The organism is Spongiibacter thalassae (assembly GCF_012272835.1).
Taxonomy (GTDB): Bacteria; Pseudomonadota; Gammaproteobacteria; order Pseudomonadales; family Spongiibacteraceae; genus Spongiibacter; species Spongiibacter thalassae.
In genome coordinates, this window is record NZ_JAAWWK010000001.1 from 165,178 (window position 1) to 177,104 (window position 11,927).

The window sequence follows — 11,927 nt, forward strand, 5'->3', positions numbered from 1 at the left end:
TAATAATAAATGGGTATTTAGTATGTTGTGACAATACATGATATTAAATCCCAATTCAATGACTTCTCGGCCGGCTGTCGGGTACACTTTGGTGTTATTGACCACAGAGGAATCAGCATCCCATGCCAGCTCCAGAAAAACGCCGCACCCAGGCAGAGCGTATCGAAGCGACTGAAGAGGCGATGTACATGGCCGCCATCAAGTTAATTGCAAGGGATGGCCCCAACAAGATGACGCTTGCCAGTCTGGGCAAAGAGGCCGGGGTTAGTCCTGGGCTCGTCAACCATCGTTTCGGCTCGAAAAGCAATCTGCTCCAGGCGACTTGTATGAGGGTGCTTGAAGAATGGACAAATATGCTGCGTGAGTCAGCAGTGGGGCACTCTGACTCCTGTATCGAGACACTGAAATCCATGAGCCGATTTTATCTGGACAGCGTTGCCAAGCGCAGTGAGCTGGTGTTGGCGCAAAGTCGACTGATGTCAGAAGGTCGCTCATTAATTCCCGAATTGCTTACCACCTTCCGCAAGTATAACCGCCAGATAAGCGACATGATTGTCGAGCTACTGGAAAGCGGCCAGAAAGCCGGCGAAGTGAAGACGGATGTAGACCCCAGGGCTTTTTCCTACACGTTTATTGGGATGTTGCGGGGAGTTGGGTCGCTGCACCTGATTGACAACACTGTAGATGTCGATGCAGCCTTCGATATGATTGCCAACACCTGCACTCAGGTGCTGAGTGTCAAGGCGTGACCTGTCCTGCCTGGGTGTTGGGTCAAGCTACGGCCTCTTCAGTGCAACCAGCAAGCGATATAGCCCATGCCCTCAAACCATAACAGCACTAAAGTTTCGGTACTGGCGAGCTATTGCTCTGTGTCCTTGCCCTTTGCCGCGCTTGGTTTGCCCTTGGCGGTATACCTGCCACCATTTTTTGCGCAAGACCTTGGCTTGGGGGTGGCGACCGTTGGTCTGATTTTTGCGCTTGCTCGAATATGGGACGTTATCACCGACCCGACGATCGGTTATTTGATGGATCGGTTTCCCAGTCGATGGGGCAAGCGCCGGCACTGGATTGCGCTCAGTGTGCCCATCACCATAGCCGGCGCATTCGCGATCTATATGCCGCCAGATTCGGTTTCGCCGTTGTATTTAGTCGCCTGGCTTTTTGTGCTTTACCTTGGCATGACTATTAGCTCGGTCACTCATCAGGCCTGGGGCGCTGATCTCACGACTTCTTATCACGAGCGATCCCGCATCTACGGTTGGCGTGAAATCATCATGAGCCTGGGAATGCTTCTGGTGCTAATTGTGCCGGCGGCCGCAGAACAGCTATGGAATGTAAGCGCTCGACAAAAAGTGGCCAGCATGGGCTGGTTTCTTATCATTAGCATGCCGATTGCCGTGTTGCTTTGCCTTAAGTTTGTGCCCGACAAGGCCGCTGTAACGCAGGTGCACACCCGTCTTGCCGACATAAAATCCATTTTTAGTACCAATCCGGCGTATATTCGGTGTTTGCTTGCTATTTTCCTGACGTTCTTTGCGGCATCGGCGACAAGCGGCGTATTGCTGTTTGCATTGAAGTGGGTTTGGGGATTGGAGGAGCAGTCGAGCTCTTTGCTATTGTTGTTCTTTCTGCCGGCGATTTTCGGGGCGCCTCTTTGGATGGCATTAAGCTATAGGCTTGGCAAGCCAAAAGCCTTGCTCATTGCGATGCTGTACGGTAGTTGCTGCCAGTTGGGACTGCTTTTTATTCCTCACAGCGACATCGTTTCTATCGCGATGCTGTTTGCCTTAATGGGTTTGGGCCTCAGTTCATCCCCCATCTTGTTACGATCACTACTGGCTGACACCACTGATTTTGACGCCTTGCAAAACAAAGGGGTCTACCGCACCGGATTTATGTTCGCCTGCTTTACAACCGGGGAAAAATTAGCCGGAGCCATGGCGATTGGTACGACCTATTTTTTGCTAAACCTTATCGGCTTCGATTCTACGGCAGAGCTTAACTCGCCTGACGCCATACAGGGCCTCTTGTACCTTGTCGTCGCTATACCGGTTGTGGCCAATACTGTGGCAATGCTGATTCTCTGGCGGTTTCCTATTACGCCAGAAGCTCACAAAGACATTATCGCTGAACTGAAAGGTATCGGCGCATTAGATAACCAATAGAAGGAATCCATGATGCTGAAAGACAACTACGAATGCTTTGAAGTCACCATAAGCGACAAAGTGGCTCATATTGTGCTATCTCGACCAAAAGCAATGAACAGCATGAACAAGGCGTTCTGGAATGATCTTCCTCAAATCATACAGGCAATCGATCGCGGGGCCCTTGCGCGCGTTATCGTCATTTCCGCTCAAGGCAAGCACTTCACTGCCGGTATGGACTTATCTATTTTTGCCGGAGATGATCTCACGAGTGCCGAGCAGCATGACCAATACATTAGCGCAGATATTTTTCGCAATAACGTAAAGCGTATACAGCATAGCTTTAACGTCATCGAAGAGGCTCGCATGCCCGTGCTCATGGCATGTCAGGGAGGGGTTGTCGGCGGCGGTATTGACATGATCTGCGCAGGTGACATCCGCTGGTGCACCAGTGATGCCTTCTTCTGTGTGCAGGAAACCAATATTGCCATGACCGCCGATGTCGGCACATTTCCGCGGCTGCAGCGCTATGTCAGCGAAGGTTGGGTAAAGCAAATGGCCTATACCGGCGAGCGCATCAGCGCAGAAAAGGCCAGGGAGATTGGTCTGGTGAATGAGGTGTTTGAATCACACGAGCAGATGTTGACACACGTTATGGGTATCGCCAGCGAAATTGCCCGCAAGAGCCCTCTGGCCGTCACTGGGTGTAAAACGCTCATTAATTACGGCCGTGACCACTCTACCAGCGACACGCTGGATTATATTGGTGTATGGAACGCCGGGATGCTTGCGCAAAGTCATATGCAAGAAGCGTTCACTGCCAGTATGGAAAAGCGCGAAGCAGTGTTCCCCGAGCTAGGAAAAATTCGCGATACCGCATTTTGAGCACCTGAAAACGAAGCGCGGGAGAGAATGGCCAAGAGGGAGGCAGGTTGCTATCTGAGCGAGAGGGCTGGTGGCCTGTCCAGATCCGGTAACCTGTAGAGCCACTCCCTGTTGTCTGGCTTTATTAATGCCCGCGCCCCTATCACCTGGACCAACCCCGCATTTGTCAGCCCACCGGCCGCCCCTCCACCATTGGCTGTCCCTAGACCATTTCCGACCTGATCGCAGGGTAGCGGAAAATAGCGTCTCACCTGAGAGGAGTAGGGCCGGGTTTCTACTTAACTATCGGTATCCATTGCCTGCGTCTTCGGGTGCGCGCCGAGCTGCAATTCGCAATGCTGGGGTTGGTGTGTGCCCAATTTCAAATATTATCAATAAATATCAATAAGTTAGTGTGTTTTGGAATGGCCGCGCGATGCCTTCAGCAGCGTCCTTATTAAGGCGGCTTTCGAAACATTCCCTGAAATTTGCACTATCTGTGATCTTGCCTTGGGGCCATTTATGGGCCGCCGGAGGAGGGGGCGCGTGCCTGATTTGGCCGTGAATACTGGCGTCCGCCATCAGGTCTTTTTACTTGTTGCAATGCTTCCAATCAAAGCAGGTATTCCCTCTGTTGCAAAAATTATAGTAACATAGTAATACAATAGTGCAGTATGCCTGGTCGGTAGGTCGAGCTTGTTTGGGGCCAATGTGGCGTGAGCCGTCATTGCCAGCGACAGATTTGCCGAATAATGAATAATGAAAAGACGATGGGTAACACTAATTCTGCCCAAGAGATTCTCGCCGACAACCGCATTGAATTCCTTAACTCGGACTGTAGTCGGGATTGAGAAAATGTCTCAGTGATAGCCCGTTCGTTAAATCAGTTTAACGACAAAGAGATTCCATCCGTGCATGCTGTTGCGAGGAGTTTTAGTGCCGTGACTGCATTGGCATATCTCGCTGATATTGACAACAGTGAGGGTACTGAAGTGTTGCAAGTTTCACTGACCTTTTAGAGCAACTGGTCGCGATATCGTCTGAGGGTTAGATCGAATTGATGAGGGATTTCCCAGGCAAACGACTGAATGAGTAGTCGTGCTCTGTCGAATTAAACAGTAAGGATAATTTGTATGAAACAACTTAGCGCCATGGACTCGGTATTTGTTTACAACGAGTCCTCAAGAACCCCGTTACATATTTCAAGTGTGTCCATCTACGACCCTCCGGGGGAAGGGGAGAGCTCGGTCAGATTCAAAGACGTTTTGCAGCGATATGAAGAAAGGTTAGATAGGTCACCGGTCTTTCGTCGCAAACTTTCGAGGGTGGTCTTTGATCTTGATACTCCTTACTGGATAGAAGATCCGGACTTCGATCTGGAGTACCACGTTCGTCATATTGCCCTGCCGTCGCCGGGTGATTGGCGTCAGTTGTGTATATTGATTGCCCGGCTCCATAGCCGACCCCTGGATCTCGGCAGGCCACCCTGGGAGGCTTATGTTATCGAGGGGCTTGATAACATTAATGGTCTACCCAAAGGTAGCTGGGCAGTATTCAGCAAGACCCATCACGCCGCAATCGACGGCTCGACCGGCTCGCAAATGGGCGAAGCGCTGCATGATATTGAGCCGAAGCCGGTACTGAGTAAAACTATCGACAAATGGATGCCGGAAAGCGAACCTGGTCATTTCTCCAAACTGGGAAAAGCCTATATCAAGCTGTTTAAAACGCCTAAGCAAGTGAGCGCTTTAGTAAGACATGCGGTCAAGTCCCGAAGCGAAGAAGTCCGTGAGTTGCTTAAGGGAGCTGAGCAGGACCACGACTTGAAAGTGCGAACACGGTTTAACGGCAATGTCAGCCCACACCGTGTATTCGGTGGTTTGCGTATGGAATTGGCTCAGCTGAAAGCCATTAAGAATGCAGCAGGTAATTGCACGCTGAACGACGTCATGCTGAGCATTGTCGGCGGCACAATGCGGCATTATCTCAGCGAGAAGGGAGAATTGCCGGATAGTTCGTTGGTGTCCCTGGTGCCGATAAGTACGCGAACCAAAGACAATGTCAACGCAGAAGGCGGTAATGAAGCTTCTACGATGAATGTGAGCCTGCGTACTGATATTGCTGATCCGCTGGAGCGGGCCAGAGCAATCAATGAGGATGCTGTTCGATCCAAGGTCTACGCACAAGCGATTGGCATTGAACGTATTTCCACCGTGATAGATTCGATTCCCACGAGTTTAATGTCGCTGGGGATGAGGGTGGCGGCCGATACGGGCTTGCAGTCGAAAGCGCCGATGCCGCATACCACGGTTACCAATGTCCCTGGGCCGCAGTTTCCACTGTATTTTTGTGGAGCCAAGGTCTCTTTGGCTATGGGGCTTGGTTGTCTGATGGATGGCCAGGGTTTGTTTCATACCGTGACCAGTTACAACGGTTATGCTTCATTGACCTTCGTCTCATGTCGGAAAATCATGGACGACCCGGAATTTTATCACCAGTGTATTAATCGTTCCCTTCAGGAGCATATTGATGCCGTCGATGTGTTGGCCACGACAACGCGTAAAAAAGAAAGTGCATAGGTAGGCAGAGATATGACTGAAAAAATAATTAAGGCCAACGGCATCGACATTGCCTACGAAGAGTTCGGTGACCGTAGCAATCCGACCATTCTGTTGGTGATGGGGCTGGGAGCACAGATGACTCTCTGGCCTTTATCCTTTTGCGAGGGCCTTGTATCCCAAGGTTATCATGTTTTGCGCTTCGATAATCGGGATGTCGGCCTTTCTGAAAAATTTGATCACAGTGGTCAGCCAAATATGTTGCTCGTGGGTATGGGGTCGTTTTTCGGCTTGCCCGTACCGGTGCCGTATAGCCTCACGGATATGACCGAAGACGCGGTTGGTTTGCTGGATGCATTGGATATCGACGCCGTACATATTGTCGGGGCCTCACTTGGCGGCATGATCGCCCAGTTATTTGCTGCGCATTACCCCAGCCGATGCCTGTCGTTGACATCGATGATGTCGAGCAGCGGCCGACTTGGGTTGCCAAGTCCGAAGCCAAAGGTCTTCAGGCAATTGATGAGCCGACCGATGACTAACGACATGGAGCGTCGCTTGGCGCACGGAGTCAAGATGTATCGCCTGATCGGTAGCCCTAAGTTCCCCACTTCGGAAGAAGATGCGAGGACGCTAATCATCGAATCTTCCCGTCGTTCGAACTATACCTTCGGCTATTCACGGCAACTCGCGGCCGCATTCGCCGGCGGTAGCCGTATACGGCTTCTGAGGCGCATCCAGGCTCCGAGTCTGGTATTACATGGTAAGAATGACCCCTTGATTCCAGTGGCGCATGGTGTCGATACCGCGCGCTGGATTCCGCGTGCACAGTTGGAAATTATTGACGGTTGGGGGCACGACTTGCCGAAACCGTTGGTGCCACGGATTGTGGACATGATTGCCGAACACGCCTCCGGTAGTAAAAAGGCCATAAGAGCCTAGCCAGGAAATATCACCCGTCGCCAGGAATTCCAGCGAGCGCTGCTGCGTTCAGGCACGTCTCGCAACTGAGAGCACTGTCGCAGCAGTGGGTGCCTTGATGCTGGTTTAAAATAACGTCTCTTGAATAGCGCTGTTCGTTAAACCAGTTTAACGACACAAAGACTCCATCGGTGCATGCTAGTGGGATGCGGTTTATAGGAGTCTTGGCAGCGTGAACACAAAAAGCATTGAACAACGTTTTCCTTCGCTGGCGAGGTAGCCTTGCTGGCTCGCTGGCTGGCTGGCGGCAGCGGCGGCGAGATGACTGCTCAGAAGCAGCTCAGCACCGCTGCCAAGGTCTACATTACCCCTCGAAAACACGAAAATCTCGACCAGAAGGTCACTGAATCAGGTCACTCATGTGAGTGCATTGGGCTGCTTGCTGATGTGGGCAGCAGTGCGGATATTAATGCACTGCTTTTAAGCATCTTTAAGTTCCATAGTATTTAGAAAGGTATATGCAATGAATCTGGAATTTTCCGAAGACGATAAACTCATCCAGGGCCAGGTAGAGAAATACCTGTCCAGGCACTGCGGCATCGATGAAGTTCGTACTGTACTGGACGGCGAGAAGACGTTTTCCGAGGAGGTCTGGCGCGGGCTGGGCGAAATGGGGCTGATGGGGATGAATGTCCCGGCTGAGTATGGCGGCGTGGATAGCGGCTACAAAAGTCTTTGCCTGGTGGCGCAAAGTATTGGTAAGTATGCGGCACCAATACCTTTTTCATCGACCGTCTACCTCGTCACTGAAGCGGTATTGCAGTTCGGTAGCGAGCAGCAAAAGAGTGAATGGCTGCCTAAGCTGGCCAGTGGCGAGCTCATCGGTGCTCTGGCAGTGACCGAAAGTCTTGAGCAGATAAGCGCAACGAATATACGCTGCGCGGTGACTGACGGAGCCTTGAGCGGTCATAAATTGGCCGTCGCGGAAGGCGGTATAGCGGATGTTGCAGTTGTGCTGGCCAAGGGTGACAACGGCCCGGCGATGTACCTCGTTGATTTGAATGGGCCGGGAATTGAGCGAAGTGCTGTGAGTGCCGTTGATCCCACTCGGAATACCGCGCAAATCAGCTTTGAAAATGCCGGTGCAGACCTGCTCGGTGTTGATGGCGAGGGCTGGGACCAGCTTGAGCGTCTTTATGACCGAGCCGCGGTGTTGTTCGCCTTTGAACAAATTGGCGGCGCACAGGCGGCGCTAGATATGGCCGTGAATTACGCTAAGGAGCGTTACGCATTTGGCCGACCTATCGGTTCATTTCAGGCGCTCAAACACATGATGGCCGATATGTACACGTCGCTCAGATTGGCTGAGTCCAACTGTTTCGCTGCGGCCACCGCGCTGGCAGAGCAGTCTGATGATTTACCGCTTGTGGCGGCAACGGCGAGAGTGGGGGCTATCAAAGCATTTCAACTCTGCGCTAAGGACAATATCCAGGTTCACGGCGGTATGGGCTTTACCTGGGAGTTTGATTGCCACATCTATTACCGACGCTCCAATTACCAGACGCTGGAGCTGGGCGGCCTGAGTGTATGGGAGAGCCGCTTGGTCGAGTCGCTGTCTGCTCAAGAGGTAGGGGCCGAGAATACAGTCGTAGAGGACGCAGACGAAGAGAGCCGCGCGTTCAGGGCAGAGGCTCGGGCCTGGCTTAAAGATAACGTTCCCACTCATCTGGAGCAGGAGCTCAAAACAAGTGTGTTCGGCGCTAAGTTTAATTTCGGTGATGAGGATCCCCTCGAAGTAACAAGGGCATGGCAGCGGAAAAAGGCGGAAAACGGCTGGGCTGTGCTGATGTGGCCAAAAGAGTACGGTGGACGCGGTGCCACACCAATGCAAAACATTATCTGGAGGCAGGAAGAGGGCGACTACGGCAAGCTCTCCGAAAGGTTCCTCATTGGCCATGGAATGTGCGGGCCGACCCTGATGGCCTATGCTTCTGAGGAGCAGAAGAAGCGCTATCTCCCCAAGATCGCGAGTGGTGAAGAGGTGTGGTGCCAGTTGTTCTCTGAGCCTGGCAGTGGCTCAGACTTGGCGGGCTTGCGAACCAAGGCTGTTAAAGACGGTGATGACTGGGTGGTCAATGGACAGAAAATCTGGACCTCTGAGGCCCATAACTCCGATTACGGCATCTTGATTACACGCACCGACCCCACCGTGCCGAAGCACAAAGGGCTAACCATGTTCTTTGTCGATATGCGGTCAGAGGGCGTTGATGTGCGGCCGATCAAACAGATCAATGGCGGCAGCTCCTTCAACGAGGTCTATTTCGATAATGTACGGATACCCGACGCCCAGCGCCTGGGTGAAGTGGGTGACGGTTGGCGGGTGTCTCTCACAACCCTGATGAACGAGCGCTTGGCCATTGGCGGCGCCATCAATACCGGCGTGCCGGAGTTTATTGACTTGGTCAGAAGCCTGGTACTCGACAGTGAGCAGGCCATCGATCGCGCCGATGTGAGGGCCAGTCTTGCTGGCTTTTATGTGAAGGCCGCTGGCCTGAAAAACTCGGGCAATCGCGCAATCAATCTGGTTGCAAAGGGTGGTACTCCGGGGCCTGAAAACTCCATCGGTAAACTGGTTGCCGGTGAGCTTTTGCAGGAAGTTACCAAATACGCCATGGACCTGCAGGGTTTTGGCGCGGTGATTGATGACCCCAATATTGCAGACGGGCAAGCGCGATTTCAGGCCATTTTAATGCGTTCACCCGCTGTTCGAATCGAAGGTGGCACCGACCAGATCCTGCGCAACATCATCTCTGAGCGAGTGCTTGGCTTGCCCGAGGAGATGCGCGCCGACAAGGGGCTGGCATTCGAGGATATCCCGACCGGGCGCTAGCCCGGAAAATTCGCTGGTCATTGATGGCGGCAGGGAAATCACATTTTTAAGAGGTCGAGTGGCATGAGTGTATTACTGAGCGAGACCGAGAGCGGCGTTACCACGGTCACACTGAACAGGCCGGATCAACTGAACGCGCTGTCGGGGGAATTGAGAGCAGCCCTGGTGGAGGAGTTTGTCAGGCTGGCCAGGGACCCGGATACTCAGGTGATTGTCCTTACCGGTGCAGGACGAGCGTTCTCCGCGGGCCTTGATCTTAAGGAGCTGGGGGAGACTGGTCTTCCGAGTGAGGAGCTGGGCGGCATCGATGTTCAGGACGCCATTTGCAGTGTCGGCAAGCCGATTATTGGTGCCATCAATGGCTTTGCGGTGACCGGTGGTTTCGAAATAGCCCTGATGTGCGACATATTGGTTGCATCGGAAAAGGCGAAGTTTGCCGACACCCACACTCGCATTGGCGTGGTTCCGGGCTGGGGCCTGACGCAGCGTCTGGCGCGCTTGGTCGGCCCATCACGAGCCAAGGAGCTGAGCTTTAGTGCCGCTTATCTGGATGCTGACACGGCGGCGAGTTGGGGTTTGGTTAACCGCGTCCTACCGGCGGAAGAATTGCTGCCATACTGCTTACAACTGGCTCGCGAGATCCAGTTAGCAGATCGCGCAACCCTTCAGGCGGTGCAGCACCTGATTGACTACACCCTGGACCATGGCCTGGAACAAGGCCTTGTGGAGGAAAGCCGGCTCAGCAAAGCGCACGCGGCAAATGTCAGCGCAGCTTCTCTGGAGGATCGTCGGGGGCAGGTCGTCGACGCCGGACGGAAAAAGAGCTAGCCGCGGCGCGGAAATCACCGCTAAGCGGGCTATTGATCAAGGCTGCTGTCTGACTGCGAGCCTGTAAAAATAATCGGAGAATATATTGTGAGCGATCAACAACCTGTACTGACTGAAATAGCCGACGGCGTCATGCTGATTACCCTCAATCGCCCTGCCAGTCTCAACGCCATGTCCGGGGGGCTGGTGGATGGTCTGTCAGCCGCCTTGAACCAGGCGGACAGCAATGATGATGTGCGGGTTATTGTCCTTACCGGCGCGGGCCGGGCATTTTGTGCCGGTGTGGATCTCAAGGAATTGAGCGAGGGTGGCTCTGTGTTGGACGATGATGTCAGCCTTACCGGCGCGTTTGCCAATTGCCGCAAGCCCCTGATTGGTGCCATTAATGGAGCGGCGTTCACTGGCGGTCTGGAAATGGCACTTAACTGTGATTTTCTCTATGCCGCGAACACCGCCCGCTTTGGTGATACCCACGCCAAGGTGGGGTTGATGCCGACCTGGGGCATGTCGCAGCGGCTTTCCCGCATTATTGGCATCAATCGCGCGCGCGAAATGAGTTTGTCGGGCAGCCCGATAGATGCGCAGACGGCGTTTGAGTGGGGGCTGGTCAACAAGATCTGCAGCGGCGAGAGTGTATTGCAAGAAGCCATGGATAAGGCTCGGGAAATTGCCGAAAACCATGCTGATGCCGTGGTCGGTATCAGAAAACTGATGAACGATGGTTGGGAAACCAGCCTGGCAGGTGGTTTGGAGCTGGAGGATAAATTGTCCCGTCCCTTTAACGACGCAGTTGACTTCTCTGCCATGGCTGGTCGGCTTGGGCAGGTCAAAAAAAGTAATCGCTAATCATATCCAGAGAGATTTTTATGAGCAGAACATCGTTTGAAACCCTGGTAGTCGAGGAGAAGGGGGCCGTTGATTGGTTGACCCTCAATCGGCCGGATTCCTTGAACGCCCTAAACCCAACTATGATTGCAGAATTAACGAGCTATTTTCGCGATCTGGCCACCCGCCCTGACCGTCGTATTGTGGTGCTTCGGGGGGCTGGTCGAGCGTTCTGTGCGGGCTTGGACATCAAAGCCAGCGGCAGCGCAGCGGACGCGCTGGAATTGGGCACAGTGCAGGAGGGTCTGGTCACACAGCGAACGACTGCCGAGATTTACCTGGCCATGCGTCGCTGTCCGCAGCCTATTGTTTCCCTGATCAGTGGGGCGGCTTGCGGTGGCGGCTTTTCCTTGGCGATGGCTTCCGACATTCGAATTGCGGACACGACCGCGAAGATGAACTGCGCCTATATCCGCATTGGCCTGGGTGGCTGTGATATGGGCTCGTCTTACTTTTTGCCCCGTCTGGTGGGCGCTTCTTTGGCCGCCGAGTTGATTCTCACCGGCAAGTTCATTGGGGCTGAGCGCGCCTTGTCGTTGGGGCTTGTATCGCAGGTGGTTGAGCCAGGCCAACTTGAAGCGGCGGTGGAAGAAGATCTGCAACTGATGTTGACCAATTCACCCCTGGGTTTACGTTTGTCCAAGGAAGCCTTGAACGTAAATATTGATACCGGCTGCCTGGAGGCGGCTATCGCACTGGAGGATCGCAACCAGATACTCTGTGCGCAGACCGCAGACTCCCAAGAGGGTATGGCGGCCTTTGCTGAGCGACGCCAACCTACCTATAAAGATGCCTAGCGGCCCTAAGTCGCAGGCCGCAGGTCCTTGAGTGGGGCCT

Annotated in this window: 10 protein-coding genes; all 10 read left to right on the plus strand. The window is 53.4% G+C overall.

From position 1 onward, the window contains the following. Positions 1-122: 122 nt before the first annotated feature. On the plus strand, positions 123-749 hold the full coding sequence (locus HCU74_RS00705; RefSeq protein WP_168448479.1) for a TetR/AcrR family transcriptional regulator: 627 nt from the start codon (positions 123-125) through the stop codon (positions 747-749). Between the two features lie 66 nt (positions 750-815). Then, positions 816-2,165, plus strand: coding sequence for an MFS transporter (locus tag HCU74_RS00710; protein WP_168448480.1), 1,350 nt, complete (start codon positions 816-818; stop codon positions 2,163-2,165). A 9-nt stretch (positions 2,166-2,174) separates the two neighbouring features. After that, positions 2,175-3,029: an enoyl-CoA hydratase-related protein gene (locus HCU74_RS00715; RefSeq protein ID WP_168448481.1), complete on the plus strand. Its 855-nt coding sequence runs from the start codon at positions 2,175-2,177 to the stop codon at positions 3,027-3,029. Between the two features lie 1,112 nt (positions 3,030-4,141). Further along, positions 4,142-5,587 (plus strand): WS/DGAT/MGAT family O-acyltransferase, encoded by a 1,446-nt coding sequence (locus HCU74_RS00720; RefSeq protein WP_168448482.1) that lies wholly within the window; start codon positions 4,142-4,144, stop codon positions 5,585-5,587. Between the two features lie 12 nt (positions 5,588-5,599). After that, positions 5,600-6,508, plus strand: a complete 909-nt coding sequence (locus HCU74_RS00725) for an alpha/beta fold hydrolase (RefSeq protein ID WP_168448483.1) — start codon at positions 5,600-5,602, stop codon at positions 6,506-6,508. Positions 6,509-6,769: 261 nt separating this feature from the next. Beyond that, entirely contained in the window at positions 6,770-6,997 is a 228-nt protein-coding gene (locus tag HCU74_RS00730; protein WP_168448484.1) for a Rossmann-fold NAD(P)-binding domain-containing protein, read from the plus strand. A gap of 13 nt (positions 6,998-7,010) precedes the next feature. Continuing rightward, positions 7,011-9,377: an acyl-CoA dehydrogenase family protein gene (locus HCU74_RS19915; RefSeq protein WP_246864388.1), complete on the plus strand. Its 2,367-nt coding sequence runs from the start codon at positions 7,011-7,013 to the stop codon at positions 9,375-9,377. Between the two features lie 63 nt (positions 9,378-9,440). Further along, positions 9,441-10,205 carry an enoyl-CoA hydratase gene (locus tag HCU74_RS00740; RefSeq protein WP_168448485.1) on the plus strand — a complete coding sequence of 255 codons (765 nt, stop codon included), beginning with the start codon at positions 9,441-9,443 and terminating at the stop codon, positions 10,203-10,205. A gap of 87 nt (positions 10,206-10,292) precedes the next feature. Continuing rightward, positions 10,293-11,051, plus strand: coding sequence for an enoyl-CoA hydratase (locus HCU74_RS00745; protein ID WP_168448486.1), 759 nt, complete (start codon positions 10,293-10,295; stop codon positions 11,049-11,051). 20 nt (positions 11,052-11,071) lie between these two features. Then, positions 11,072-11,887: an enoyl-CoA hydratase/isomerase family protein gene (locus HCU74_RS00750; RefSeq protein WP_168448487.1), complete on the plus strand. Its 816-nt coding sequence runs from the start codon at positions 11,072-11,074 to the stop codon at positions 11,885-11,887. Positions 11,888-11,927: the final 40 nt, after the last annotated feature.

Coding starts and splice junctions, on each gene's coding strand:
- HCU74_RS00750 (WP_168448487.1), top strand. CDS start 11,072: ATGAGCAGAACATCGTTTGAAACCCTGGTAGTCGAGGAGAAGGGGGCC.
- HCU74_RS00720 (WP_168448482.1), top strand. CDS start 4,142: ATGAAACAACTTAGCGCCATGGACTCGGTATTTGTTTACAACGAGTCC.
- HCU74_RS00705 (WP_168448479.1), top strand. CDS start 123: ATGCCAGCTCCAGAAAAACGCCGCACCCAGGCAGAGCGTATCGAAGCG.
- HCU74_RS00725 (WP_168448483.1), top strand. CDS start 5,600: ATGACTGAAAAAATAATTAAGGCCAACGGCATCGACATTGCCTACGAA.
- HCU74_RS00710 (WP_168448480.1), top strand. CDS start 816: ATGCCCTCAAACCATAACAGCACTAAAGTTTCGGTACTGGCGAGCTAT.
- HCU74_RS00740 (WP_168448485.1), top strand. CDS start 9,441: ATGAGTGTATTACTGAGCGAGACCGAGAGCGGCGTTACCACGGTCACA.
- HCU74_RS19915 (WP_246864388.1), top strand. CDS start 7,011: ATGAATCTGGAATTTTCCGAAGACGATAAACTCATCCAGGGCCAGGTA.
- HCU74_RS00715 (WP_168448481.1), top strand. CDS start 2,175: ATGATGCTGAAAGACAACTACGAATGCTTTGAAGTCACCATAAGCGAC.